The sequence below is a fragment of the Viridibacillus sp. FSL E2-0187 genome, assembly GCF_038006425.1.
Lineage (GTDB): Bacteria > Bacillota > Bacilli > Bacillales_A > Planococcaceae > Viridibacillus > Viridibacillus arvi.
This window is the reverse complement of sequence record NZ_JBBOVG010000001.1, coordinates 537,033-563,026: the sequence shown is the minus strand read 5'-3', so window position 1 is coordinate 563,026 and position 25,994 is coordinate 537,033. Positions and strand designations below refer to the sequence as shown.

The 25,994-nt window shown below is 35.8% G+C and carries 25 protein-coding genes and 1 other annotated feature; of the genes, 9 read left to right on the top strand and 16 right to left on the bottom strand.

Features of this window, described 5'->3' with window-relative positions; genetic code table 11:
- Positions 1-3: 3 nt before the first annotated feature.
- Positions 4-1,119 (bottom strand): alanine dehydrogenase, encoded by a 1,116-nt coding sequence (gene ald, locus MHH85_RS02715; RefSeq protein ID WP_193740720.1) that lies wholly within the window; start codon positions 1,117-1,119, stop codon positions 4-6.
- Positions 1,120-1,414: 295 nt separating this feature from the next.
- Here ald and MHH85_RS02710 point away from each other — a divergent pair, with 295 nt between their 5' ends.
- A complete protein-coding gene (locus MHH85_RS02710; protein WP_193740721.1) occupies positions 1,415-1,870 on the top strand; it encodes a universal stress protein in 456 nt (151 codons plus the stop codon).
- 52 nt (positions 1,871-1,922) lie between these two features.
- Here the strand turns inward: MHH85_RS02710 and MHH85_RS02705 are convergent, their stop codons facing one another.
- The 10 genes from MHH85_RS02705 to ezrA form a co-directional block, all read right to left on the bottom strand.
- Positions 1,923-2,858 (bottom strand): class I SAM-dependent methyltransferase, encoded by a 936-nt coding sequence (locus MHH85_RS02705; protein ID WP_340705872.1) that lies wholly within the window; start codon positions 2,856-2,858, stop codon positions 1,923-1,925.
- A gap of 74 nt (positions 2,859-2,932) precedes the next feature.
- Complete coding sequence (gene tpx, locus MHH85_RS02700) at positions 2,933-3,439, bottom strand: thiol peroxidase (RefSeq protein WP_340705871.1); 507 nt, start codon at positions 3,437-3,439, stop codon at positions 2,933-2,935.
- Positions 3,440-3,463: 24 nt separating this feature from the next.
- A complete protein-coding gene (locus tag MHH85_RS02695) occupies positions 3,464-4,090 on the bottom strand; it encodes an RDD family protein (RefSeq protein ID WP_340705870.1) in 627 nt (208 codons plus the stop codon).
- A gap of 13 nt (positions 4,091-4,103) precedes the next feature.
- Positions 4,104-5,126: a signal peptide peptidase SppA gene (sppA, locus tag MHH85_RS02690; RefSeq protein WP_340705869.1), complete on the bottom strand. Its 1,023-nt coding sequence runs from the start codon at positions 5,124-5,126 to the stop codon at positions 4,104-4,106.
- Positions 5,127-5,200: 74 nt separating this feature from the next.
- Positions 5,201-6,097: an EamA family transporter RarD gene (rarD, locus tag MHH85_RS02685; RefSeq protein WP_340705868.1), complete on the bottom strand. Its 897-nt coding sequence runs from the start codon at positions 6,095-6,097 to the stop codon at positions 5,201-5,203.
- A 142-nt stretch (positions 6,098-6,239) separates the two neighbouring features.
- Positions 6,240-7,817: an acyl-CoA synthetase MbcS gene (gene mbcS / locus MHH85_RS02680; RefSeq protein WP_340705867.1), complete on the bottom strand. Its 1,578-nt coding sequence runs from the start codon at positions 7,815-7,817 to the stop codon at positions 6,240-6,242.
- 186 nt (positions 7,818-8,003) lie between these two features.
- Positions 8,004-8,204 (bottom strand): alpha/beta-type small acid-soluble spore protein, encoded by a 201-nt coding sequence (locus MHH85_RS02675; RefSeq protein WP_038187843.1) that lies wholly within the window; start codon positions 8,202-8,204, stop codon positions 8,004-8,006.
- An 80-nt stretch (positions 8,205-8,284) separates the two neighbouring features.
- On the bottom strand, positions 8,285-9,487 hold the full coding sequence (gene thiI / locus MHH85_RS02670) for a tRNA uracil 4-sulfurtransferase ThiI (protein WP_340705866.1): 1,203 nt from the start codon (positions 9,485-9,487) through the stop codon (positions 8,285-8,287).
- A complete protein-coding gene (locus MHH85_RS02665) occupies positions 9,484-10,632 on the bottom strand; it encodes a cysteine desulfurase family protein (RefSeq protein ID WP_340705865.1) in 1,149 nt (382 codons plus the stop codon). The genes thiI and MHH85_RS02665 overlap by 4 nt, the downstream gene beginning before the upstream one ends.
- A gap of 77 nt (positions 10,633-10,709) precedes the next feature.
- Positions 10,710-12,401 carry a septation ring formation regulator EzrA gene (ezrA, locus tag MHH85_RS02660; protein WP_193740728.1) on the bottom strand — a complete coding sequence of 564 codons (1,692 nt, stop codon included), beginning with the start codon at positions 12,399-12,401 and terminating at the stop codon, positions 10,710-10,712.
- A gap of 149 nt (positions 12,402-12,550) precedes the next feature.
- Here ezrA and hisJ point away from each other — a divergent pair, with 149 nt between their 5' ends.
- Both hisJ and MHH85_RS02650 read left to right on the top strand, forming a co-directional pair.
- Positions 12,551-13,348 carry a histidinol-phosphatase HisJ gene (hisJ, locus tag MHH85_RS02655; protein ID WP_340705864.1) on the top strand — a complete coding sequence of 266 codons (798 nt, stop codon included), beginning with the start codon at positions 12,551-12,553 and terminating at the stop codon, positions 13,346-13,348.
- A gap of 19 nt (positions 13,349-13,367) precedes the next feature.
- On the top strand, positions 13,368-13,853 hold the full coding sequence (locus tag MHH85_RS02650; RefSeq protein WP_340705863.1) for a GAF domain-containing protein: 486 nt from the start codon (positions 13,368-13,370) through the stop codon (positions 13,851-13,853).
- A gap of 55 nt (positions 13,854-13,908) precedes the next feature.
- Here MHH85_RS02650 and MHH85_RS02645 read toward each other — a convergent pair whose 3' ends face one another.
- Positions 13,909-15,783 (bottom strand): sensor domain-containing diguanylate cyclase, encoded by a 1,875-nt coding sequence (locus MHH85_RS02645; RefSeq protein ID WP_340705862.1) that lies wholly within the window; start codon positions 15,781-15,783, stop codon positions 13,909-13,911.
- 405 nt (positions 15,784-16,188) lie between these two features.
- Here MHH85_RS02645 and rpsD point away from each other — a divergent pair, with 405 nt between their 5' ends.
- Complete coding sequence (gene rpsD, locus MHH85_RS02640) at positions 16,189-16,791, top strand: 30S ribosomal protein S4 (protein WP_053416636.1); 603 nt, start codon at positions 16,189-16,191, stop codon at positions 16,789-16,791.
- A 213-nt stretch (positions 16,792-17,004) separates the two neighbouring features.
- Here the strand turns inward: rpsD and MHH85_RS02635 are convergent, their stop codons facing one another.
- The 3 genes from MHH85_RS02635 to MHH85_RS02625 form a co-directional block, all read right to left on the bottom strand.
- A complete protein-coding gene (locus MHH85_RS02635; RefSeq protein WP_340705861.1) occupies positions 17,005-17,646 on the bottom strand; it encodes a Yip1 family protein in 642 nt (213 codons plus the stop codon).
- Between the two features lie 290 nt (positions 17,647-17,936).
- Positions 17,937-18,233 (bottom strand): rhodanese-like domain-containing protein, encoded by a 297-nt coding sequence (locus tag MHH85_RS02630; protein ID WP_053416638.1) that lies wholly within the window; start codon positions 18,231-18,233, stop codon positions 17,937-17,939.
- Positions 18,234-18,291: 58 nt separating this feature from the next.
- Positions 18,292-18,555, bottom strand: a complete 264-nt coding sequence (locus tag MHH85_RS02625; protein ID WP_053416639.1) for a metal-sensitive transcriptional regulator — start codon at positions 18,553-18,555, stop codon at positions 18,292-18,294.
- A gap of 180 nt (positions 18,556-18,735) precedes the next feature.
- Between MHH85_RS02625 and MHH85_RS02620 the strand changes: the two genes are divergently transcribed.
- The 3 genes from MHH85_RS02620 to MHH85_RS02610 all read left to right on the top strand — a co-directional run bounded on the left by MHH85_RS02620 (position 18,736) and on the right by MHH85_RS02610 (position 20,270).
- A complete protein-coding gene (locus tag MHH85_RS02620) occupies positions 18,736-19,005 on the top strand; it encodes a glutaredoxin family protein (protein WP_340705860.1) in 270 nt (89 codons plus the stop codon).
- Positions 19,005-19,358 (top strand): rhodanese-like domain-containing protein, encoded by a 354-nt coding sequence (locus MHH85_RS02615; RefSeq protein WP_340705859.1) that lies wholly within the window; start codon positions 19,005-19,007, stop codon positions 19,356-19,358. The genes MHH85_RS02620 and MHH85_RS02615 overlap by 1 nt, the downstream gene beginning before the upstream one ends.
- 99 nt (positions 19,359-19,457) lie before the next feature.
- Complete coding sequence (locus MHH85_RS02610) at positions 19,458-20,270, top strand: cobalamin-binding protein (RefSeq protein ID WP_340705858.1); 813 nt, start codon at positions 19,458-19,460, stop codon at positions 20,268-20,270.
- 575 nt (positions 20,271-20,845) lie between these two features.
- Here MHH85_RS02610 and tyrS read toward each other — a convergent pair.
- Positions 20,846-22,111 carry a tyrosine--tRNA ligase gene (tyrS, locus tag MHH85_RS02605; RefSeq protein WP_340705857.1) on the bottom strand — a complete coding sequence of 422 codons (1,266 nt, stop codon included), beginning with the start codon at positions 22,109-22,111 and terminating at the stop codon, positions 20,846-20,848.
- 47 nt (positions 22,112-22,158) lie between these two features.
- Positions 22,159-22,360 (bottom strand) — a binding site (T-box leader).
- A gap of 158 nt (positions 22,361-22,518) precedes the next feature.
- On the opposite strand from tyrS, the gene MHH85_RS02600 reads away from it, so the two are divergent.
- A complete protein-coding gene (locus MHH85_RS02600) occupies positions 22,519-25,161 on the top strand; it encodes a transglycosylase domain-containing protein (RefSeq protein WP_340708113.1) in 2,643 nt (880 codons plus the stop codon).
- A 199-nt stretch (positions 25,162-25,360) separates the two neighbouring features.
- The gene (locus MHH85_RS02595; protein ID WP_193740737.1) at positions 25,361-25,993 is read left to right on the top strand and encodes a GNAT family N-acetyltransferase; all 633 of its coding nucleotides are present in this window, start codon (positions 25,361-25,363) and stop codon (positions 25,991-25,993) included.
- The last annotated feature ends 1 nt before the right edge of the window (position 25,994 follow it).

Here is a 25,994-nt window from a genome sequence, read left to right as displayed (position 1 = left end):
TCATTATCTTAATAATGTATTTGCATCTACATAAGGATGGTTTAATGCTTCTGCAACTGCTGCAAAAGTGACATGACCATCTAAAGTATTTAATCCTTTTTTCAATGCTTCATTGTCTAAGCAAGCTTGTTGATAGCCTTTGTTAGCAATTTGCAAAGCGTAAGGAACAGTATTGTTTGTAAGAGCCATTGTTGAAGTACGTGGTACAGCACCAGGCATATTTGCTACTGCATAATGTACTACTCCGTGTTTCACATAAGTAGGATTATCATGGGTAGTAATACGATCAGAAGTTTCGAAAATACCACCTTGGTCAATTGCAATATCCACTACTACAGAACCAGGAGACATTGATTTGATCATTTCTTCTGTTACAAGCTTAGGCGCTTTTGCACCTGGAATAAGTACTGCTCCAATTACTAAATCTGAATTTTTTACAGACTCGGCAATATTGAATGGGTTTGAAATAAGAGTTTGAACATCACGACCAAATTGGTCATCTAGTACGCGTAAACGTTCAGGGCTTAGATCGATAATTGTTACATCAGCCCCCATACCAATAGCAATTTGTGCTGCGTTTGCACCAGCCATTCCTCCACCAATGATAGTAACTTTACCACGTGTCACTCCTGGTACTCCACCTAGAAGAATACCTTTACCGCCTTCCATTTTCTCAAGATACTGAGCACCGATTTGAGTTGCCATACGTCCTGCAACTTCACTCATCGGTGTTAATAAAGGCAATGATCTATTTGGAAGTTGCACTGTTTCATAAGCAATCCCTACTACTTTTTTATCAAGCAATGCTTGAGTCAATTCTGGCTCTGGTGCTAAGTGTAAATAAGTAAACAGAATAAGTCCTTCATGGAAATAACCATATTCAGATGCAACTGGTTCCTTTACCTTCATCACCATTTCTTGAGACCAAGCTTCTTCAGCTGTCCCTACAATATGTGCCCCAGCAGCTACATAATCTTCATCTCCAAAACCAGACCCTAGACCGGCTCCCTTTTCGATGAATACTTCATGTCCGAAAACTGTTAAGTTGACCACTCCAGCAGGTGTCATAGCAACACGGTTTTCATTATTTTTAATCTCTTTTGGAATACCAATCTTCATAATCCATCCTCCTAATTGTGAAAAGCTATTAGCTCTTGTTGTATTAATAAAATGAACAAGTAACTCTATTTAAAAACATGTTCATTCTAACAGATTTTAACACTCATTTGTGTATAAATTTAGAAAATTATATTTTTTTATTATTCTCTCAATATAAGTCTTATTTGAAATTCAACATTTCCACGCAATTGTTCACACTTTAGTTGGAAAGCTTTCACATATACTTCAATATTATGGTGTTTATTTGTTTCTATTGGGTGGTATAATAATATTAAATTAAAAGGAGGAATTACATATGACATTATCTTATAACAATATCATCGTAGCTGTAGACGGTTCCGCTGAAGCAAAATGGGCATTCGAAAAAGCAGTTGGAATTGCTAAACGTAACAATGCAACGTTAAATTTAGTAAACGTGATCGACACTCGTTCATTTGCTGCTGTTGAAGCATATGACCGCTCAATTGCTGAACGTGCTCAAACTTTTGCTCAAGAGTTGCTTGCTGGCTATAAAAAAGAGGCTGAAACAGCTGGTGTAGAAAATGTTAAAGTTTTAATCGAATACGGTTCCCCAAAAACAATTATTACTAAAGAAATTTCTAAAAAATACGAAGTAGATTTAATCATCTGTGGTGCAACAGGTTTAAATGCTGTTGAACGCTTCCTAATCGGTAGTGTTTCTGAAAACATCGTTCGCTCTGCTAAATGTGATGTACTTGTAGTACGTACACCAGAATCTGATGCTAAATAATTATTAAATAAAAAGAGGCTCCTAATAAACATTAGGGCCTCTTTTTTTCGTATTATTTCTGCTCTTTTTTCCAAATTTGTACTTTTGTAAAGAACATTTCTAGCGCTTGCTTATTCGTCATACTAGGTACTTTAGCAAGTAATACTTCCTTCACAGGTTTTCCATCAGCACTTTTCTTTTGTAAGATAAATAGACTCTTCGAATGTGCTTTATTTGAAAAAAGTGAACTCGGTAATTGAATTACTGCTTGAATCCATGCTGTTTTTTGCAAATATTTATACAAACCTTGCGCTTGTTCTGATTCAAAAATATTCTCAGGTACTAAGAAGAATAGATATCCGCCATCCTTCGAATATTTCAATGACTGCTCGATAAATAAGTGATGCGCATATATCATGCCTTCAGTAGCCTTTAATTCAAATTCTTTTGCTACTTCATCATTTGGATAATAGCCTACTGGTAAATCACAGACTACTGCATCCGCTGGATCAATCATTAAATTTTGCAATGCATCTTGACGGAAAAGTGAAACTGGCTGCTCTGTTAAATCTGCAGCTGCTGCCGCTAATTGAATTAGTAGCTCGTCAATTTCTACTCCAACCCCATCTGCTCGGTCTTGTAGTAAATTCATTACGGTTAATAGTAAATTCCCCGTACCAACTGCTGGATCTAGAAGTTTGATTTTAGCACCATCCTTCTCTTGACTATCCATAAATTGTTCCACGAAATAACCAACTAATAACCCCAATGCATCTGGAGTCATTTGGTGATTAGGTTGTGCATTTTCACGCATCCCTTTTAAAATAGCCAGTTGAATTGCCTTACGAATATCTTCTTTTGAAGCCACTTTACCAGCCGGTACATTATCGCCATCTAACCATGCATTCAATACTTCTAAAACACTATCTAAATAGGATAATTCTTGTTCTTTCTCTATTTTCTGAGCATTGTCATTAATAAAAGAAAAGAGTTTTTCTATTGTTTCCATATTTACTCCTTCAAACGTGAAACCCACTCATAAAAGGCAGAGTGGGTTTCATGTTGTTTTAATCATTAGAATTCTTATTTTGCTAGTTCTTTAACAGCTACTAATGCACCTTCATAATCTGGGTGGTTTGTACCTTCAGATACATACTCTGCATAAACAACTTTTCCAGCTTGGTCTACAACGAATACAGAACGCGCTAATAAGCGAAGTTCTTTCATATGTACACCATAAGCATCACCGAATGACATATTACGGTGATCTGATAATGTATAAACATTTTCAATACCGTTCGCACCGCACCAGCGTTTTTGAGCGAATGGTAAGTCACATGAAATTGTTAAAATGGCTACATCTTCACCTAATTCAGAAGCAGCTTCATTGAAACGACGTGTTTGTGCATCACATACACCTGTGTCAATTGAAGGTACTACACTTATTAGACGAATTTTACCTTCATAATCTTGTAATGTTTTTTCAGAAAGATCTGGAGCTAGCACTGTAAAATCAGGTGCTTGATCACCTACTTTTACTTCGTTACCTACTAATGTTACAGGGTTATTTTTAAATGTTACTTGTACCATTTCAACGCCTCCTTGTATTTAATCTTACTCGAATCTTTTAGGCTCTTGCAACTGAGAAACCTCAGAATCGACTGCTTCTTTATCAACTGATAGATTTTCCTCTTCTTTTGATTCAGCAACAGTCGGTTCTTTATGTTCTACTCGTACCATCTTATCATGTTTTTCATAAGTATTTTCATGAACTACAATTGTATCTGCAATATAATCATGTAATCCTTTTTTATTTGGTGTAAAAGCTACCATCCAATAGATGACCGGTAAAGTAGCAGAAAAGAAACGCCCAATCCATTCCCGGAAAATTACCGTACCCCACTTTAGCTTTTGCTCTTTTACATGAACTACTTTCAGTCCAAAGACCATTTTCCCTACCGTTTGATTCAAAAACTTCGTCATAATAACAAAATATAAATAGAAAATAACACTAGAAACAATTGTGACCGGCGCATACCACGGCGCGTTGTCAGTATTGATTCCAAGTATAGTCACAATCGGATTGACTGTTAAGCCAGAAATTGCACTAATGATAGCTAAATCCAATAAATAAGCCCAAAACCTTACCCAAAATCCTGCTGGTTTTAACTGATATTCTTCTATTTTTCTAACCTGTACCGGCTTTTGACTAATCGTGTGTACCTCAACAAATTCCGTCAATTTTCATCGCCCCTTACTCATCACCGTACATATACATCATACGCGGTGCAGAATTGTAGTTAGAAAGAATTTTACTAATTGCTTGTGTTTCAGCAGAAGCGCCAAATAGATTATTCATTTTCACAGAGAATAGTGAAGTCCAATCTTCTGAAGTAGCATATTCAAAAACTTCAGCACCTTCTAGTTTATGATCCTTTTTCATCGCTTCAATCGTATCTTCTGCATAGCCAACTTCATCAGCTAAGCCAGCTTTAATAGCCTGTGTACCATTTAAAATTCGACCATCAGCAACTTTCTTAACATCTTTTTCACTCATGCCACGGCCATCTTCAATAACATCAACAAAACGTTCATAAGAATCATTAATCATTTCTTGTAACATAGCGCGCTCATCAGAAGTCATTTCACGTGTAGCACTCATAATATCTTTGTACTTACCTGTTTTGATTGTTTGAAATTCAATTCCGTATTTTTCTGCCAATTTACCATAATTCAAGCCTTGCATGATTACACCAATTGATCCAGTCATCGTCTCTTCATCTAAAAAGATTTTATCTGCTGGTGCTGAAATATAATAACCACCTGAGGCAGCCATCGATCCCATAGATACATATAATGGAATATTACGTTTCTGTTGAAGTTCTTTAATCTTGTCATAAATTTGTTTCGATTCAATAACAGTACCACCTGGTGAGTTCACTTTTAATACTACACCTTTAACAGTTTTATCATCTATAATCGACTCTAATTGATTCATAAAAAACTGATGATTATAGCTTGCAGCTCCACCTAGTAAAGAACCAGAACCTCCATTATCTTGAATTGTACCGTTTACGGATAAAACAGCAATTCGCTTGTTTAAGTCACCTGATTCGATTGGTAGTTCACTGTATGTAGTGCCACCTGACATATTAAGTACGTTATCGAATTTTGATGTAAAATCTGTCGTTGCAATCTTCAATACTGTATTTACACCAATTGAAGCAACTAATAAGAAAGCAGCTGCTCCTAAAGCGATCCACCTTTTTGTATTCATCTTCTCTTTTCCTCCTTTTACCTTCTATTAACTTACGAACCAAACTGCTAAATGTTTCGATTTTTTCCAAATTACTAATTTTTAGATTTTCTCACCTCTATAATTTTAGTAATTGAAAATAATATTAATGCTACCCAAATGAATGAAAATGATAATAAATCTATTCCACTAAATGATTCCCCATAAACAATTACACCTAAAAATAACATTATAGTTGGTGATACATATTGAATAAATCCAACTAAATATAATGGAATCTTCTGCGCTCCAGTAGCAAATAATATTAATGGCACCGCAGTTACAATACCAGTTCCAATAATAAGTACATCTGTTTTTATATCCGTATGTAAAAATGAAATATTTCCGTGGAAATAAACATAAACATAATATGCCACGGCAACAGGTAATATAAAGAATGTCTCTAAAACTAGTCCCCTAGTCGCATCTACTAGTACTTTCTTTTTTAGTAAACCATAAACACCAAACGTCAATGCTAAACCGAATGACAGCCAAGGAATCTGACCATATGAAATAACTAATATTAAAACGCCAATTGCAGCAATTATGAAAGACATGACTTGTGCTTTAGATAGTTTTTCTTTTAAAAAGAATATCCCTAGTAAGACAGATACTAACGGATTCATATAGTAACCTAAGCTTGACTCAACGATATGATTATTATTAACAGCCCATATGTATAAAAACCAATTGAGTGAAATTAAATAAGCCGCAGTAACGAGTAACCAAAATGATTTTGGATGCTGCCATAACTGTTTAAAATCCACTAATAACATTTTCCCTTGCTTCAAGATAACCACAAATATTAATGTTAAAATAAATGACCAAATTACTCGTCCTGCTAAAACCTCTTCGCTTGCAACATGCTGTAATCCTTTCCAATAAAGTGGAAAGATACCCCATATTATATAAGCTCCTAAGGCAGAAAGTATACCTTTCTTTTCTTCCTGCATAGTAACACCTCATTCTATATTCAATTTATAGATTACCGCTATAATTATATGACTTTAGTGTATGAAAGTAAACGTAACATAAAAAAGAAGGCCCATTCCACTGCTATTTTGCAGTGACAATAGACCTTCTATTTTACAACCATTACGCTTTATTTAATTCTAGATTTCTTAATTCCACACGACGGATTTTACCCGAAGTAGTTTTCGGTAATTCATCTATAAATTCAATTGCTCTCGGATATTTATAAGGAGCTGTTAGCTGTTTCACATGATCTTGTAACTCTTGAATAAGTGTAGTTGAAACATTATCTTCTTTATTTTTTAAAACTACAAAAGCTTTTACGATATTACCGCGTATCTCATCTGGGCTTGCAATCACTGCACATTCTTGTACAGCAGGGTGTTTTACTAAAGCATCCTCTACTTCAAATGGTCCAATTGTATATCCAGAACTAATAATAATATCGTCAGAACGCCCTTCAAACCAGAAGTATCCATCTTCATCCTTTTTGGCTTGATCTCCCGTAATGTAATAATCACCACGGAATTGCATGCTCGTTCTTTCTGGATCTTTTAAATACTCTTTAAACAGGGCAGGAGTTGATACATGAACAGCGATATCGCCAACTTCTCCAGCCTGGCATGGTTTACCATATTCATCAACAACATCAACGATATTACCTGGTGTTGGTTTCCCCATTGAACCTGGTCTTGCTTCCATACCTTTCATCGTGCCAACTAATAATGTATTTTCTGTTTGTCCATAGCCATCACGGACTTCTAAACCAAATAGTCTCGCAAAGACATCGATTACCTCGCGATTTAACGGTTCACCTGCAGAAACGGCACTGTGTAATGCTGATAGGTTATATTCTCCTAAACCGTCCACTTTTGCCATAATACGATATTCAGTTGGCGTACAGCATAATGCATTTACTTTATATTTTTCTAATAGTTGCAGGTATTTTGTTGCCTCGAATTTGCCATTATAAACAAAGCCAGTAGCTCCACTTCCTAATACCGATAGAAACGGGCTCCAAATCCATTTTTGCCAACCAGGACTTGCCGTTGCCCATACTAGATCGCCATCTTCAATTCCAAGCCAATGAGCTGCAGCTGTTTTTAAATGTGCGTATGCCCAACCGTGCGTATGGACAACACCTTTAGGATTCCCCGTTGTACCACTTGTATATGATAAAAACGCCATATCTGTATTTTTTGTTGGTGCCATTTCAAATTGTTCAGATGTTGTTTCCGCTTCTTGAATAATTTCAATCCAAGGTTTATGCGCTTGGCCAATAACAAAAAGTTTTAAGCCTTCTAAATGTTTCACTTCATCAAATTGTTCAATATATGGCTCATAAGAAACGATGGCTTTGGCTTCACTATGTACAAGGCGATAATCGATATCCTTTGCACGTAACATTTCGGAACTAGGAATGACAACTAACCCAGCTTTCAGTGCAGCCACGTAAGTAACATACGCTTCGATTAAGCGAGGCACCATAATAAGGATTACATCACCTTTTTTTAAGCCGTTGTTAGTAAATACATTCGCCACTTTATTTGCCTTTTTTATTAAGCCAGCATAAGTGATTTCATCTGTATTACCGTTTTCGTTTTCATAAACAATGGCTTTCCTTGCCTCATCATGTATATACTTTTCAAATTCCTCAACTAAATTATAGTCTTCTGGCGCAAGCAAATCTTCGCGTTTCATGAAAAACTCCCCCTTAAGATGCTCATATTAAGAACATTTACATTATACAGAAAATTCTAACTTCATACAACTCGTATGTATCATCAAGTCTTAGTACTAGGTAACAAAACTAACACAAAAAGAAGCCGATGACAAATCTGCCACCGGCTTCTCCTTTGGTTACATAATCATTTGATTATCATTTGATTATTTGTTGTAACCTTTTAATTGTTGTTCAGCCATTTGCACTAATCGCTTAGTGATTTCTCCGCCAACGGAACCGTTAGCACGCGATGATGCGTCTGGACCAAGTTGCACTCCGAATTCTTGTGCGATTTCGTATTTCATTTGGTCGATCGCTTGTTTAGCACCTGCTACTTCAAGTGGATTTGAATTTGAATTTGCCATGTGTATCACCTCCTTGTGAATATAGAATGCGCTGAAGGAGGGATTTCATACGGGCAAATTACAGGAAATTCTTTCTTCTTTTAGAGTAAATCTGCAAATTCATCTTGCTTCTGCTTAGGGAATGTATGAATTTCGCGGTTTTGCACCGCTTTTTTAATCATTTCATCGAAGTCAGTAAAGCTTTCATAATACACAACTTTCTCTAATTTCGGTTTTGTTTTTGGACTTGCTGGTGTAAATACCGTACAGCAGTCCTCATATGGACGTATTGAAATATCATATGTGTAAATTTTTCTTGCTACGTCGATAATTTCTAATTTATCGTATGTGATTAATGGGCGTAAAATAGGCGTTGAAGTTACTTCATTAATAGCAGCTAAGCTTTCTAAAGTCTGGCTCGCTACTTGCCCTAAGTTTTCACCAGTCACAATTGCTGTAGCACCGATTTCTTCACGTACTGCATCTGAAATTTTCATCATCATACGACGTGTTGAAGTCATAGTTACGTTTTCTGGCACTTGTTGTTGGATTACTTGTTGAATTTCAGTAAATGGAATGATATGAAGACGCACATTCGCACCGAAGCGACTCATTCTTTCGGCTAAATCTTTAACTTTTTCAAGTGAACGATCACTTGTATATGGTGGGCTGAAGAAATGAATTGCCTCAATTCGCACTCCGCGTTTCATCATATAATAGCCTGCAACTGGACTGTCGATACCTCCAGATAATAATAGCAATGCTTTTCCGTTTGCACCGACTGGTAAACCACCAGCACCAGGAATGACTTCTACCATCATATATACTGCATGTTCACGTACTTCAATACGAAGTTCGATTTCAGGTTCTTTCATTTGAACATGTAAATTCGGAATATTACTTAAAACATGTCCACCCATTTCAAGTTGTAATTCATAAGTATCTAATGGAAATCTTTTATCTGAACGTTTTGCATTTACTTTGAACGTTTTGCCATCTGTATCGATTGATTTCATAATATTAATCGCAAGTTCTTTCATTGCATCCAAAGTCGGTTCGCATTTTGCAACTGGACTAAAAGAATGTATGCCAAAAACTGTTGGTAATCGTTTAATTAGTTCATCCATATCTTCATCTTTATCACTGCTAATATACATACGATCTCGTTCTGCACGAATTTTCATATCTGGTATGTCTGCAAATGAGAAGCGTAAGTTTTCTCTTAATCGTGTTATAAATTGTTTTCGGTTACGTCCTTTTGTCGTTAATTCACCGTAACGTATTAGTATTTCATGCCATTTCATAGTTGAATTGTCTCTCCTTTTAATTGTTTCATCATTTTCGCAAATACTACTTTAAATTGTTCTATATCTGAATTTGTTAAGCCATTGCCAAGACTTATACGAATAACACCTTTTTCGAAACTTTCTTCTATTTGAAGAGCTTCTATAACATGACTAATACTTGAATCTTTTGAGGAACACGCACTAGATGTTGAAACGATAAAACCTTCACTTTGCAATGCATTGACAACAACTTCACCTTTTAAGCCTCTTACACTGCAACTTATAATATGTGGTGCACCACCATTATTTGAAATAACATGGACATGATAAAATTTATTGAAAAAGGCATGTAAATCCTCTCGCCACTTTTCAAATTTCGGTGTATTCTCTGTCATTTGCTCCACAGCTAGGCGCATGGCTTTTGCTAAAGCAACATTTTGAGGTACTGCAACAGTTCCACTACGGTAACCTAATTCTTGTCCACCACCATGTAGTATCGGTTGAATTTTAATGCGCTTAGAAAAAGCTAATAAGCCTGTTCCTTTTAAGCCATTTATTTTATGACCTGAAATGGTTAAAGCATCTGGACCATTATCTCCTTGAAATTGCACCGGCAATTTCCCGAAGCTTTGTACTGCATCCACATGGAAAAATGCACGGCTATTTGAACGTATGATCTTCGCCATTTCCGAAATTGGTTGAATAGAGCCCATCTCATTATTTACATGCATAATACTAACTAGCACTGTATCTTTACGAATTTTGCTTTGCAGGTCAGATAGTTTGACGCTTCCACTTTTATCGACGCCAATAAATTCTAGTTCAAAGCCTTCATTTGTTAAATGACGAGCACTTTCGATGACAGATGGATGTTCGATAGCGGAGATTAGAATATGCTTTCCACGATGCTGGTTTGCTCTAGCAAGGCCTTTAATAGCAAAGTTATTTGATTCTGTTCCACCTGACGTGAAAATTATATGCTCAGGCTCTGTTTTCAGAATTTGAGCGATTTGCTCTCTTGCTTTCATTAATAATGTATTGGCTTCTGTACCCATTTGATGAAGGGAAGCTGGATTGGCATAATATCGTTCATTCGCTTGTATAAAAGTTTGCATTACGGATGAATCTGGTTTAGTCGTCGCGCTATGATCAAGATAAATCAATTGTGTAACCTTCCTTCCAAAAGAAAGCCACCTGCACTCTACCGTGCGGTGGCTTTATGCTTCTCTTATTATGAACGTCAATTGTCGTCTTTGGCAAGTACTTGAATTTTTTTCATAGCACCTGGTTCGGCTGCTTCTACGGCTGTTGCAGCATTTTCTAGCGCTTTTGCATATCGGAATTCTCGGAATGCCTGCTCAGCCTCTAATAATCGTTGGTGCATTGTTGGATTAGACGCACGATAACGGTTACCATATTGAATAATTCGTTCAATTAATAATACGTTTTCAAGCATTTCTGTTGCTGTATTATGTACATCTTGAATACATTTTTCAGCGGTATCCAAATTCTTATGTACGGCTACCATATTTAACGGAACTTCTTTTAAGCTTTGAACAACTATAAATAACTGTTCCTCTGCTTCTTCCAATCGGATATCCATTTCTTCTGGAATCCCTGGAATATTCGCCTTATTTAACATACGATCTGTTTCATGCAATAACTGCTTGAGGTTTCCAAGTGTAGCTCTTGCTTTATTTTCATCAATTCTTAAACTCTTTAAACGATCAGCAAATCGATCTTGCTCTTCAAATAAACGTTCTGTTTCTTCTTTAACTCCCTTTAACTCCTCTTGTAAGCTAGAATAGGCAGATTGCTCTTCTTTTACTTGAATAGATAGTAATTCATATCGCTGACGAACTGACATCAATTGTTGTTTACAATTTGTAGGAAGTGCAGCATCTTTTTCTGATAAATGATATCCTTTTTGAACTTCTTCTGCCTCTTTTGCTGTTTCATCGATTGATACAATAACATTTTCTAATCGTGCACCAATTTGTTCAAAGTTTTCATCAACAAATCTCTTAGCCATCACTTCTTTTTCTAATGCATCATAAAATGAATCAATTTCATCTTTAATTTCATTTACTCGATGCTGAACTGAAGTTATGTTCAAATCCGCAATTTGTTGTTTAAATTCATCAATGCTTTCTTCCATTACATCTAACTTTCCATTCAGTTCTAAATGTTTTAAGAAGAATGATTGCTCTTCCATTTCTCGTTGACCATTACGTAGTTCATGAATATGAGATGGAATCTTGTGCTGAATATCCGTTAATAACGCTGGAATTTCATTTATCAATTTGAAAATATGTTGACCTTCTTCATCTAACGTAATAACAATTTCTCTTGCTTGTAAATAGTTACCTGATTCTGTCAGTACTTCATATTCCTCGAATTTCGGATTAAATGTCTCCAGACGTTTTTCTAATGGACCTGCAGCAGGACCATATGAATATTGATGAGCTAACAACGTTTTTCTAGCTGAACGATACTGATCCTTCAGCTGTTCAATCTCAATTCTGTTTTTCTCTTCACTACCGATCAATTCACCAAGTTCTTTTAAAATTTGGATCATCTCTTGATCGTACTCATTAATACGAGATTCAATTTCTTTTTCAATGTCAGTCGCTTTGCCAAATTGGAATTTATCCACAAGTTCTTCAGCATCAAATAATAGCACGTCGATTTTAGGCATTTCAACGTCCATAAGCTCCGTCCATTTATTGCGCCAGCGCTCAAACATCTCTTCTGTTTGACCATTCATGTTCAGAGCTTTCACTTTTGTTAACTCTTCCAAAACAGGTTTGTTTTGAATTTGAAGTTTTTTCTGATCCAACCTCTGAATTTCTTTATTATGTTTTCGACGCAAAATGAAAATGAATGCTACTATAATACATAGTACGATTATAACGGGAATGATATACTGCATCGTAAGACCCCCTGTTCCTAAATCACTATTTCAGCCAATTAATTAACCTTAATATTACCATGTTTTCGGTGAATTTGTTTACCGTTTACAACGTATTTTAAAAAAATATCTACCATATCACTATATTATACAAGTTGGAGGAATATTTCATGAAACGAGATGCTCACATTCACTCACCTTTTTGCCCTCACGGAACCACGGATGATTTTGAAAAATACATAAAAAAATCAATCAATTTAGGATTTACCGACATTACATTTACTGAACACGCACCTCTCCCTAATGGCTTTACTGATCCAACGCCTATGCAAGATAGTGGTATGGTAATTGAAAATTTATATCCATATATAGAAAAGTTAAAAGAATTAAAAAAACAATATGCATCAAAAATTCGGATTCGTATTGGTTTAGAAGTCGATTTTATTACCGGTTATGAAAGACAAACAAGAGACTTTTTAAATGATATCGGTCCACAGTTGGACGATGCTATTTTATCAGTTCACTTTTTAAAACATAACAATACTTATACATGTATTGACTATTCAAGTGAGAAATTCCTGGAATTTGCAGAAGCAGTTGGAACAGTAAAAGAAGTTTACAGTCTATATTATGAAACAGTTAAAGAATCTATTTCTTCTGATTTAGGACCATACAAACCAAAACGAATCGGTCACCCGACACTCGTTCATAAATTCCAATTAGCACATCAACAAAAAATAGATGACCACAAACAAATTGAAGAGATATTACAACTGATGGCCCTCAATGACTATGCACTAGATGTCAATGGAGCAGGCTTGTCAAAAAAGGATTGTAAAGAACCTTATCCTCCATTACAATATGTTAAACTTGCTGAAGCTTTACAGATTCCGCTTGTTTTTGGCTCTGACGCTCATCAAGTTACGGATTTACATCAACATTATGATAAAATTTTCCCTTTAAGATAATTTAGAATGGAGAGATAAAATGTTTACACAATCCTCTTATAGTGGCAACTCAGAAGAACAATATGCACTTTTAGCAAAGCAGTTAGATGCATTATTAGAAGGCGAAACAGATACTATTGCTAATTTAAGCAATGCCTCAGCATTATTAAATCAATTTTTAGACACCATTAACTGGTGTGGATTTTACTTACATAAAAACGAAGAATTATTATTAGGACCATTCCAAGGTTTACCTGCCTGTGTCCATATCACAATTGGACGTGGAGTTTGTGGAACTGCAGCAGCGAAACAGGAAACAATCGTCGTTGAAGATGTTCATGCATTTCCGGGTCATATTGCCTGTGATGCAGCTTCTCAATCAGAAATTGTCGTTCCAATCATCATTGAGGGTAAACTTTTTGGTGTACTTGATATCGATAGCCCTATTCAAAATCGCTTTTCAGATGATGATCGTAAAGGCATCGAACACTTTGCACAAGTATTAACGAAACATCTTTCATTCTAAAATACCAAAAGAGTTACGCCCACAATCGTATTGAGCGTAACTCTTTTTTAACACCTTAATTTGTAACATCATCCATTTCAAACAAACGAAATTGATTTTTGCCGTTATTTTTCGCTTCATATAATGCAATATCCGCATTTTGAAAAACGTTATGAAAATTGTGATTAAGATTTTTTTGCCAAGCAGCTACACCTGAAGAAACAGTTACAGATGGTGTTGTTACCTCAGGAACAGATGTAACAATCTTATCAACTAAATCAATTGATGCCAATAATGTTTGGTTAGGTAAATAGATAGCAATTTCTTCGCCACCCCATCTAGCACAAATCCCTTGCCCCTCCACCGTGTCTACCAAATGTTGCGCTATCGTTACTAAAATCGCATCACCTTTTTGGTGTCCATATGTATCATTGATCATTTTAAAATTATCAATATCTAATAGAATAAAGACACCACCTTCATCCTTATCCATCGAAACTTCAACATATCGATCCAAATATTTTCTAGCAAATAATTTAGTTAAATGATCTCGATCGACCATTTCTTGAAGTTGATCACGTAAAATTGTATTCGAAATCGCCAATGAAGAATGTCGTATTAAAGATTGCATTAATTTAAAACTATCAAACGAAAAGAAATACGGCTTATTATGTAAGACGATACTAAAACCATGTACTTTTTCTCGAATAATAATAGGTATAGCCATCATCGACATAAGCGAGACTCTATCAGCTATTAAGTTGCTGAAATCTGCTATAAATAATGGATCTGTCGATTTATCAAAATGATCACTTACATATTTCAAATATGGCTTTGATTCATTTTCAAAGAAAAAGGCCGTACTCTCTGTTGTTACTTGATATACATCATTTTCTTTTAAAACAAAGCAAATTTCATCCGGATTAAACGACTTTGTTAACTGTTTTGCTAGAAACAATAACATTTCTTCTTGATTCAATTTCATATTTAAACGGTGCGACGTTTCATTTATAAGTTGGAGATCTGATACTAAACGATGTGATTGATGATATAGTTTTGCATTTTCTAATGCATTCCCTGAAGTTTCAGCTATATGCATAATGAGGTCTTTCTCTTGTTTACCAAAAACGTAATTTAGCGGTGCGAAAATTTGCAGCACTCCATAAATACCTTGACGGCCCTTTATTGGTGCATTTAATACACACCATTCTATGTCTTCGGCCTGTTCAATTTTCATATCTCCTGAAACAAAGGCTTCTATAGTTGAAGAACGCTCAGACATATAATCAAATGTATGCGTATCAACAGTTAAATGACGATCTTGATCGTTTGATAAAATAAGTTTCGATTCAAACTTCGGGAGAGCACTTCTGACACCATGAAGAAGTGCTTTCAGAATTCGATCAATATCCATAGATGAATGGAAAATACTTGTCATTCTAACTAATTCAATATTCATCTTTTGTTCATATGTGGCTCTAATATTTTTTTGTATTAACTGAATTACACGCGAGAGTAGCATTTCAAAATCATGAATATACTTTGTCTTCGCAAACTTTTTCCAATCCGCAGTTTCTTGCACAATGATAATGCCAAACGGTTTCTGATTAACTTCCCGTAAAACTATCACATCATCGGCAAAATCATATTTCTTTTTCAAAATATCAACAAATGCGCTTGGGAATGGATACTCTTGATGAAGATGCTGCTCTAATAATTTACTTGGAATACCTTGCGTTATATTCTCATGTGCTGCATCAATTGAGACAGGATAGAAGGTATCTTTGTCTAAATGTAAGTATTCACTTTTTGAAATACCGAAGTATTGTAATAGGATTCCTTTTAATAGTTCAAAATATTCACTACTATTAAGTTTTTCATCTATTAAATCCATCCACAAGTCTAGGATCTGACATTTTACATTTTGCATTGTTTGTTGATAATCTGCCATGCAATCACCTTTTCCTTCAAAACATGCTATATATGATCTTGTCTAATTCTATTATACATAAAATAAGTCTTTTCAACTATAGCCTTTTGGAAAAAACTTCTTGAATTCGAGAAATCGTATCAAAGCTCCTTGTTTTATCCTTTAACTACTTGTTTTATCTATTCTACACTCTCTCATTTACCTTGACACATTACTATGTAAAAGTTACAATGGTCTTTGTGTAAAATAAACGCAGCAGTTGTATGGTTTTATTGCTTCATTTTGTTCCTCCAGAAATGGATGGTGTAACACGTAACCCTTTGGCTGCATGGGCGAAGTTGCATGAAAATAAAATGTCAATAATTCTGGATACATCTGGTTTTTATTTTACAACAAAATAAAACCAATTAAAGGAGGAGACTCTCTATGTCTCGTTATACAGGTCCATCATGGAAACTGTCTCGTCGCCTTGGTATTTCACTAAGCGGCACAGGTAAAGAAATCGAAAAACGCCCTTACGCACCAGGACAACACGGTCCTAACCAACGTAAAAAATTATCAGAATACGGTTTACAATTACAAGAAAAACAAAAACTTCGTCATATGTATGGTATGAACGAACGTCAATTCCGTACTCTATTTGACAAAGCTGGTAAAATGCAAGGTATCCACGGTGAAAACTTCATGATTCTTCTTGAAACTCGCCTTGATAACTTAGTTTACCGTTTAGGTCTTTCACGCACTCGTCGTGGATCTCGTCAATTAGTAAACCACGGCCACATTTTGGTTGATGGTAAACGCGTTGATATCCCTTCATTCCGCGTAAAACCAGGTCAAGTGATTTCTCTTCGTGAAAAATCTCAAAACCTTGATGTTGTTAATGAAGCAATCGAAGTAAACAACTTCGTACCAGAATACCTATCATTCGATGCAGATAAAAAAGAAGGTACTTTTGTACGTCTTCCAGAACGCAGCGAATTATCAGCTGAAATCAACGAAGCTTATATCGTAGAGTACTACTCTCGTTAATCTTTGTTCTTTCCAAAACCTTGTACTCGTTATTTCAACGGGTACAAGGTTTTTTTATTATATATTCTCCACTAACTAAAAATTAATTCTTTTTCAAGCTACTTATAAAAAAAGTATATAAAAGAGGCTAATGAACATCCAAAGAATTATTTGGATGTTCATTTAGCCTCAAATGGATAAGAACTAGGTTATTTACTAATCACCGCTCTACATTTACCCCATAATTGAGAACGTAAAAATAATAATAATAATAAGTAAAATGACAAAAACAACGAAGCCTGGAATGAAAATCGTGAAAAATGCACGCCAATTAGAAAAACGATGCGTCTCTGCAATTACCCCCACGTTAATAACAAAAGCCCATATAGTGACACAAAACGAGACTAGACTCGAAATTAGTGTTACTAAAAGGTTCTTCACTTCAAGATAATCGCTATCCATCCGAAAAAATGTTTCTGGAGAAAATGCCATCCATAATAATAAAATGGGTGCTAACCAAATATGAGGAATCGAGGATAACCCCATTACTTTGAACATCTCTTTGTAAGTTGCCTTTCCTTTAAACAATTTACCTATTAGTAAGAATACCGCTGCCCCAATAGCAGATGAAAACAATCCAATAAATGGTCCACCAATTAAACAAATCAATAATATACCCCAGGTTGGAATATCTAAAGATTCCGCATCCATTGCACTGAAAAGTACACCAGCCATCCCTCCGAGCAATATGAATATGATGGCGTAACCTAATCCTTTATGATCAAGTATATATCTGGCCGTTTTTTTTGGTTGTAACCAAATAGAGAAAAATGGATGTAACACTTCTTGCTGCTTTGTTTCTTGTAATTCATTCATTTACAATTCTCCCCTTCTAGTATTCTGTTAAAATCATACCAAAGATAATATAGGTATATTCTCCCTAAAAATTCATTTATGGTAAATATGAGAAATGCAACATAAGGATGACTATGCGATTCTTTCAACTTCTTTCTCAATAATCCTTAAAGAGCGAAAATCAGTTTAACGATTCTGATTCCACTCAAGAATCATATCGTCCAATAAAGTATCTTCACACCCCAATATTTTTCCATATAAAAAGAGTATGCGAAATGCATACTCTTTTATACGATTCTTATGACTGTAATTTATTCAACTTCGCCAGCCCAAGCCAACATGCCACCATCCATATTAGCTACATTAAAGCCTTGATTTTCTAAAAACATTGTTGCGTTGCCACTCCGACCACCTGAACGACAAACCATTATGTACTCTTTTGATTTATCTAATTCATTCATACGAAATTCGATTAAACCTAAAGGGATATTGATGGCTGTTGGAATTATACCTGCAGCTACTTCATCCACTTCACGAACATCAATCAAATTCAATTCTTTACCCGATTCTAATAGTTGTTGTACTTCTTCTACTGAAATTGATTTCATTTTATTATCTCCTTTACCCCTCTGGGTATATATAATATTGAAAATAAGGAAGAGACGATTATCGGCTCTTCACTAATAGATCTACAGCTTCTTTAATTAATGTTTCTTTATCTTTCCCTTTAAGCTCATTTTCATCTTCCATGCAACGCACTAAATTAGTACTTACAATAAGCCCAATCGCGCGATCAATTGCTGAGCGAGAGGCAGATAACTGTGTGATGACATCTTTACATTCTTTTTCTTCTTCAATCATACGAATAACACCTTTTAACTGGCCTTCTATTCGTTTCAAACGATTCTTAATTTGATCATTATACTCCATATTATCGTCACCTCAATTCAAGCATATCGTGTAACAGTATTAGATATTATACCCCTAATGGTATTGTGTCAAGTAAAGATGTTACAAAACAAATTAGTTGAAAACTCATACCCTCCATAGTATATTAAAAATACCTACAGGGGTATATAGGATAAACTTTCAAAAGGAGGCAATAACGGCATGACATTGGATGTGACCGTTTATTCAGCCGCAAATTGTGGTTACTGCGTATTAATGAAAAATTTTCTAAACGAACAAAACATTCTCTATAAAGAAGTAAACATTCAAGAAAAACCTGAAATTGTGCAAGAGCTAATGGCTGCAACTGGTCGCCTCGGCGTACCCCAAACAAATATTAATGGTAATTGGATACTTGGTTATGATCCGAATTATGCTATGAAAATTATCCAGCAACTAATAACAACTAATAGAAACGGAGAATTACAATAATGGAATGGATTATCCTACTACTTGCAATCGCTGTTTTTATGTACTTACGCACCAAAACAGCAAAAGGTGTAAAAAATATTTCTACAAATGATTTAAAAAACATGCTAGATGACAAATCAAAGCAACTTATCGATGTCCGTACACCTGGTGAATATAAAACCCATCATATTGTACAATTTCAAAATATCCCATTAGATCAACTACCTAGCAAAGTAAACAAGCTTGATGCCAACAGGGAAATCATCGTTATCTGCCAAAGTGGTATGCGAAGCGCTCGTGCTGCTAGTATTCTTTCAAAAGCAGGCTTCACTTCTGTTTATAATGTTAAAGGTGGCATGAATCGCTGGTCATAATCTAATCTCATTTTCAGCTATAGCCAAAAATAGCCATTCGTTATGTTATAATTACACTTAACGAATGGCTATTTTTTATTTAAAAGGAGGTCTTTATAAATGAAAATCATATCAATTTGCCCTAGTAATACTGAGCTACTCACCTACTTACAACTTGAGCATCAGTTAATTGCTATCGATGACTTTTCTGATTGGCCCTCTTCTATTCAGCATTTACCACGTCTTGGTCCAGATCTTTCTATTAATATGGATTTGCTTGAAAGCATGGAGCCCGAGCTCGTCATTGCTTCACTTAGCGTTCCTGGGATGGAGAAGAATATTGAGGAACTCGAGCGTCGTAAAATTCCACATCTCGTACTAAATCCTAATAGTCTGCAAGAAATTGCTGACGATTTACGTATACTAGGTAAAGCATGTGGCGTACTCGAACATGCTGAGGTAAGAGCTGCTGAATTTGAGAGCTTTGTTGCTAGTATGAAGAAAATCGGTGAAAGTTGTGAGATCAAACCTTCATTATATTGGGAATGGTGGCCAAACCCCATTTTCACACCAGGTGGTATTAACTGGCTGACTGAAGTAAGCGAAATTGCGGGTGGTGTAAACCTCTTTGCTGATGTTGAATTAGCTAGTGTACAGACCGATTGGAATGATGTATTAAAAAGAAATCCTGATTATGTATTTTTAGCATGGGTAGGTGTTCAACACCACCGAATTAAACCTGGGCACCTTCTGAAAAGACCTGGTGCATCAGAAATGTCTGCTATAAAATTAGATCGCCTTCATGTAATGGAGGAATGGCTCTATTGCCGTCCTTCTCCTAGGTTACTAGAAGGTGCTTTGAAATTAGCAACCTTAATACATCCCAAAGAGTATGAAAATCTCACGTTACCTGAATGGATAATTGAAAAATAAGCTGAATTTAATAAAAGTAGAAGACTTCTCACATTAAGTGGGAAGTCTTTTTTTATTTCAATATTTTACGATAAAATAGGGTTATTTTCTTACAAAAGAGCCTATTCTATGTATAGATAAGTTTTCTTTAATAATCATAATATTTATTAGTTCTATACTTCTTTCATAGATTCAAAAAAAGACTACTGCTCACTTTAAAGTGAGCAATAGTCTTAATGGAAGAATAACTAATAGCTTAGGCCCACAGGATGTAGGTCACGTAACCGTTACGGCAGGACGCCGCGTACTTAGGTTACGTTCCTTTGAAACGAGCGCCTTGGGCTAACAGGATGTTAGTCATGCAACCGTTGCGACAGGACGTCGCGTACTTAGGATGCCTTCCTTAAGTAGCTTATCCAGCTTCAGGCGCTAGACTCTCGAGGTCACTTCCACTTTCTCGGACAAAAGCTGTGGTGATGCTTTTGTTTCGAAAGTACCAGTGCTTGTCGAAGGCCCACAGGATGTGGGTCACGTAACCGTTGCGGCAGGACGCCGCGCACTTAGGTTACGTTCCTTAAAACGAACGCCTTCAGCATTTAATTGAACTGTACCATGTGGTATTTCTTTTTACCTCTTCTTACGATTGCAAATGCATCTTCTAGGCGGTCTTTGGCGTCTACAGTGTATGCTAAATCAGTGATTTTTTCGCCATTGATAGAGATAGCTCCGTTTGTTACGTCCTCACGGGCTTGACGTTTTGAAGATGAAATTTTAGCTTCGACGATTAGGTCGACAATGTTCTGATCTTCTTTAGCGATTTCAACCGAAGGTACGCCACTAAATGCTACTTTCATTTCTTCTACTGAAAGTGCTTTTAAGTCACCTGAGAATAGTGCTTCTGTAATACGAATTGCTTGCTCTAAGCCTTCTGCACCATGAATTAATTTTGTCATTTCAGCAGCTAATGCTTTTTGTGCTTTACGTAGATGTGGCTCAGTTTCTACAGCAGTTTCTAATGCTTCGATTTCTTCACGAGATAGGAATGTGAAGATTTTCAAGTATTTCACGACATCAGAGTCAGCTGCATTGATCCAGAATTGGTAGAACTCGTATGGTGATGTTTTTTCCGCGTCTAACCAAACTGCTCCGCCTGCTGTTTTACCGAATTTTGTGCCATCAGCTTTTGTTACAAGTGGAATTGTGATACCAAATGCTTTTGTTTCTTCTTCATGTGTTTTACGAATCACTTCTAGGCCAGTTGTAATATTTCCCCACTGGTCAGATCCACCGACTTGAATACGGCAATTGAAGTTGTCGTATAAGTGGTTAAAGTCAATACCTTGAATAATTGTGTAAGCAAATTCAGTAAATGAAAGACCAGTATCTAGGCGAGATGAAATTGTATCTTTACCTAGCATGTAGTTTACATTGATTAATTTACCGTAGTCACGTAGGAATTCAATCGTATTCATTGAGCCAATCCAGTCGCGGTTATTTGCAAGTTTTGCACCGTTATCTGAATTGAAATCGAAAATGCGCTCTAATTGTTTTTTAATTCCTTGAACGTTTTTCTCAACCTGTTCAACCGTTTGTAATTGGCGTTCTTCAGAACGACCTGATGGATCACCAATCATACCAGTAGCGCCACCGATTAATAGAATTGGTTGGTGACCTGCCATTTGGAATCTTCTTAAAGTAAGTAGTGGTACGATATGTCCGATATGCATGCTATCTGCAGTTGGGTCAACACCACAATACAAAGAAACAGATTCCTCATTTAATAATTTTTCCATACCTTCAGCATCTGTTTGTTGGTACAGTAGGCCACGCCACTGTAAATCTTCCAATAATAGATTTGTCATATTCCTTACCTCCTAATATAAATAAAAAAAGTCCCTGCATATAAATATGCAGGGACGTTAATCACAATTTAACGCGGTACCACCCAGCTTGAAGAAAAAATGATTCTTCCGGCTCATACGTCTTAACGCGACGCTTACGTTCTCGCTCCAAATGTGTAATTCGTGTCCATATTATGACTAGCTTTCACCAACCGCTAGCTCTCTATACAGGGAATATGTTCACTACTGCGCACTTTTCAACGCTCGAAAAACTATTAATGACTATTGTACTTCATTTAGATTCATTGTCAATAAATATTATTAGTCATAAATCAATTATGGTATAATTAACGAGATTTTAGGAGGTCGATTTAGTGATAGAACAATTTAAAAAATGGGTTGAAAAAATAGACAATCGTATTCAAGAAATGACTTCTATGAGATGGATGAAAACACTACGCATAACATCAAGCGTAATCTGGAATTTATGTTTATTATTTATCACATTAGCAGTTTTAGGTTTTGTATTTGTAGGGTCTATTGGCGCTGGATATTTTGCTTCCCTCGTAAAAGAAGAGCCTCTGCGAGCAAAAGCTGAAATGCGCAGCGACATTTTAACTTATGATGAAACGAGTGATCTCTACTTCGCAGGTGGAAAATATTTAGGTAAAATGCGTTCGGACTTAGAACGACGCGAAACTACTCTAGATAAGGTCTCGCCAAATGTAATTAATGCTGTACTAGCTACAGAGGATGAATACTTCTATGAGCATGAAGGTATTGTGCCAAAAGCAGTTTTCCGTGGATTGTTACAAGATGTAACGAACTCCTCGACTCAAACAGGTGGTTCCACGTTAACGCAGCAATTAATTAAAAACCAAATTTTAACGAATGAAGTTTCTTACGAGCGAAAAGCGAAAGAATTATTACTCGCAATGCGACTTGAGAAATTCATGGACAAAGACGAGATTTTAGAAGCTTATTTAAATATTATTCCTTATGGTAGAAATGCATCTGGTCGTAATATTGCCGGAATCGAAACAGCTGCTGAAGGTATTTTCAATAAAAAAGCAAATGAACTTAACCTTGCTCAAGCTGCCTATATCGCAGGTATTCCACAATCACCTTATGCATATACACCATTTACACAACAAGGAAAGCTTAAAGATAAAGATTCATTAGCACTTGGTATTAACCGTATGAAAACAGTTTTATATCGTATGCATGAAACAGGCTATATTACTGACAAGCAGTATAAAAAAGCACTGAAATACAATATTAAAAAAGATTTCCGTAAGCCGGAACTTCGCCCAGAAGAAAAATATCCATATGTAACATATGAAATTGAAAACCGTGCGAAAGATATAATGGCTACTATTTTAGCTAAAAAAGATGGATTAGATCCAAAACGATTAAAAAATGAAAAGAAATTAAAAGAAAAATATACAATCTTAGCAGATCGTGAATTGCGATCAAAAGGTTACAAGATTTACTCTACGATCGATAAGAAAATGTATGACAATATGCAAAATGTAAAAGATAACTTTGCCTATTACGGTGCTACATTTAAAAAGACTGTTACAGATTCAGAGACTGGAAAAAGTAAACAAGTTGATGTACCTGTACAAGTTGGTAGTGTTGTCATGGAAAACAAAACAGGTAAAATTTTAAGCTTTATCGGTGGTCGCGACTTTAAATTAGAAGAAATAAACCATGCTACTCAAGCTAAACGTTCAAATGGTTCTACTATGAAGCCACTTCTAGTATATGCACCAGCGATTGAATATGGTGTAATCGGGGCAGGTAGTCCTGTAGTCGATGTGAAATTCAACTTCAATGGATGGTCTCCATCAAACTATACTGAAAGTGATAACCGTGGTATTATTTCGGCACGTGAAGCTTTAAAAGACTCACAGAACTTACCTGCAATCAGACTGTACAGCCAAATCATGAACCGTAGACCTGCTGATTTACTTGCCAAAAATGGCTTCTCAAGTTTAGATGCGGATGATTATACGAACTACGCAACTTCTATCGGCGCGCTAAAATATGGTGTAACTGTGGAAGAAAATACGAATGCATTTGCAACATTTGCAAATGGAGGTAAATTCGTGGATGGTTATATGATTTCTAAAATTGTTGATTCAGACGGCAAAACTGTATATAAACACAAATCTAAAGCAAAACAAGTATACAGTCCACAAACTTCATATATCATTACGGATATGATGCGTGATGTATTGAAACAAGGAACTGGTACAACAGCAAATGCTGGCCTGAAATTTAGTGCCGACTTCGCTGCTAAAACAGGTACATCACAATTCTATAACGATGTTTGGTTGGTTGGATATAACCCTGATATTTCATTAGGTGTATGGATGGGTTACGATACACCACAGACACTTTATCAATACAATGAAACTTACTTACAACCAAGTACTCGTATAAATATGTTATGGGCTAGACTGATGAATTCTGTTTATGATTCTAATCCAAAATTAGCTACAGCATCTGGCAAACGCTTCACTGCTCCTCCTGGTGTAGTTAGTCAGACATTCTGTGGTTTATCTGGACGAGCATTATCATCTGCATGTTCAAAAGCAGGGTTCTCACGTACAGATTTATTTAACTCTCAAGTGATGCTACCTACTAGTCCAGATGATAGTTTCAACTCAAGTGGTGGCTTAAATCCTGACTTTATCTCTCGTATGTTAGGTACCTTTGGTGGGGATCCTGCAAGTATTCTATCAACAAAAGAGAAAGAAAAATTAGATGCTGCAAACAAACCTGATGACGAGAAAGACAAGGATAAAGAGAAGAATAAAGAGAAAGATAAACAGCAAAATAACAACTCTTCAAGTTCAAATGGAAATACTGACAAAGACAAAGATAAGAACCAGAAACCTAATACAGATAATAATAAACCCGACAAAGATAATACAACAGAGCAAGATAAAGACAAAGACAAAGACAAAGACAAAGACAAAGATAAAGACAAAGACAAGGACCCAAGTACTGATAAAGACAAAGATACTAGTACTGAAAACAATGGTACTAGTAACAACAATTAATCCTTCTCAAAGAGCATTCTACACATTTGTAGAATGCTCTTTTCTTATATCAATTAATTACATCTAAACCTTATTAATTACACCTTATATCACCCCACAAACTTTCGACACTAGACATATAATTTTCTCATTTATGTGATTATTCTCTTTTTCATTCATGTATAATTGAAATACAATATCTTAGCAAGGTGGTGAAATAATGGAATTTATTAAAACTTATTACGGCGTTAATATGGAAACTAAATCAGGTCAAATTGTAGTTGAAGGTCCTATCCCACCTGAGCAATTAGAAAAACTAAAATTCCATGAGGATTTAACAGCCTTTCGGGTTGCTAAACAACAATTTAAAGCGTTAATTGGAATAGCCAAATTACCTGAAGGGCGTATTATTATTGCACGTAATGAGGATACCATCGTCGGTTATGCAACCTTTTTATACCCTGATCCATTAGAACGTTGGTCAGAAGGGAAAATGGAGAATTTAATTGAGCTTGGAGCAATCGAAGTCATACCAGAATTTCGCGGAACAGGTGTAGGCAAACAAATACTTCGCGTATCAATGATGGATGATGCAATGGAGGACTATATCGTTATTACAACCGAATATTATTGGCACTGGGATTTAAAAAGAACCGGACTAAATGTTTGGGAGTATCGTAAAATCATGGAGAAAATGATGAACGCGGGAGGTCTGGAGAATTTCGCCACAGATGAACCAGAAATCTCTTCGCACCCTGCGAATTGCCTAATGGCACGTATTGGTAGTAGAGTTGATAGTGAATCAATTCAAAGGTTTGATCAGCTACGTTTTAAAAGCCGTTTCATGTACTAAA

What these genes read in the sequence shown, in the direction of transcription:
- ald (WP_193740720.1), bottom strand. Translation starts at nt 1,119, where the DNA reads ATGAAGATTGGTATTCCAAAAGAGATTAAAAATAATGAAAACCGTGTT.
- MHH85_RS02710 (WP_193740721.1), top strand. Translation starts at nt 1,415, where the DNA reads ATGACATTATCTTATAACAATATCATCGTAGCTGTAGACGGTTCCGCT.
- MHH85_RS02705 (WP_340705872.1), bottom strand. Translation starts at nt 2,858, where the DNA reads ATGGAAACAATAGAAAAACTCTTTTCTTTTATTAATGACAATGCTCAG.
- tpx (WP_340705871.1), bottom strand. Translation starts at nt 3,439, where the DNA reads ATGGTACAAGTAACATTTAAAAATAACCCTGTAACATTAGTAGGTAAC.
- sppA (WP_340705869.1), bottom strand. Translation starts at nt 5,126, where the DNA reads ATGAATACAAAAAGGTGGATCGCTTTAGGAGCAGCTGCTTTCTTATTA.
- rarD (WP_340705868.1), bottom strand. Translation starts at nt 6,097, where the DNA reads ATGCAGGAAGAAAAGAAAGGTATACTTTCTGCCTTAGGAGCTTATATA.
- mbcS (WP_340705867.1), bottom strand. Translation starts at nt 7,817, where the DNA reads ATGAAACGCGAAGATTTGCTTGCGCCAGAAGACTATAATTTAGTTGAG.
- MHH85_RS02675 (WP_038187843.1), bottom strand. Translation starts at nt 8,204, where the DNA reads ATGGCAAATTCAAATTCAAATCCACTTGAAGTAGCAGGTGCTAAACAA.
- thiI (WP_340705866.1), bottom strand. Translation starts at nt 9,487, where the DNA reads ATGAAATGGCATGAAATACTAATACGTTACGGTGAATTAACGACAAAA.
- ezrA (WP_193740728.1), bottom strand. Translation starts at nt 12,401, where the DNA reads ATGCAGTATATCATTCCCGTTATAATCGTACTATGTATTATAGTAGCA.
- hisJ (WP_340705864.1), top strand. Translation starts at nt 12,551, where the DNA reads ATGAAACGAGATGCTCACATTCACTCACCTTTTTGCCCTCACGGAACC.
- MHH85_RS02650 (WP_340705863.1), top strand. Translation starts at nt 13,368, where the DNA reads ATGTTTACACAATCCTCTTATAGTGGCAACTCAGAAGAACAATATGCA.
- MHH85_RS02645 (WP_340705862.1), bottom strand. Translation starts at nt 15,783, where the DNA reads ATGGCAGATTATCAACAAACAATGCAAAATGTAAAATGTCAGATCCTA.
- rpsD (WP_053416636.1), top strand. Translation starts at nt 16,189, where the DNA reads ATGTCTCGTTATACAGGTCCATCATGGAAACTGTCTCGTCGCCTTGGT.
- MHH85_RS02635 (WP_340705861.1), bottom strand. Translation starts at nt 17,646, where the DNA reads ATGAATGAATTACAAGAAACAAAGCAGCAAGAAGTGTTACATCCATTT.
- MHH85_RS02630 (WP_053416638.1), bottom strand. Translation starts at nt 18,233, where the DNA reads ATGAAATCAATTTCAGTAGAAGAAGTACAACAACTATTAGAATCGGGT.
- MHH85_RS02625 (WP_053416639.1), bottom strand. Translation starts at nt 18,555, where the DNA reads ATGGAGTATAATGATCAAATTAAGAATCGTTTGAAACGAATAGAAGGC.
- MHH85_RS02620 (WP_340705860.1), top strand. Translation starts at nt 18,736, where the DNA reads ATGACATTGGATGTGACCGTTTATTCAGCCGCAAATTGTGGTTACTGC.
- MHH85_RS02615 (WP_340705859.1), top strand. Translation starts at nt 19,005, where the DNA reads ATGGAATGGATTATCCTACTACTTGCAATCGCTGTTTTTATGTACTTA.
- MHH85_RS02610 (WP_340705858.1), top strand. Translation starts at nt 19,458, where the DNA reads ATGAAAATCATATCAATTTGCCCTAGTAATACTGAGCTACTCACCTAC.
- tyrS (WP_340705857.1), bottom strand. Translation starts at nt 22,111, where the DNA reads ATGACAAATCTATTATTGGAAGATTTACAGTGGCGTGGCCTACTGTAC.
- MHH85_RS02600 (WP_340708113.1), top strand. Translation starts at nt 22,519, where the DNA reads ATGACTTCTATGAGATGGATGAAAACACTACGCATAACATCAAGCGTA.
- MHH85_RS02595 (WP_193740737.1), top strand. Translation starts at nt 25,361, where the DNA reads ATGGAATTTATTAAAACTTATTACGGCGTTAATATGGAAACTAAATCA.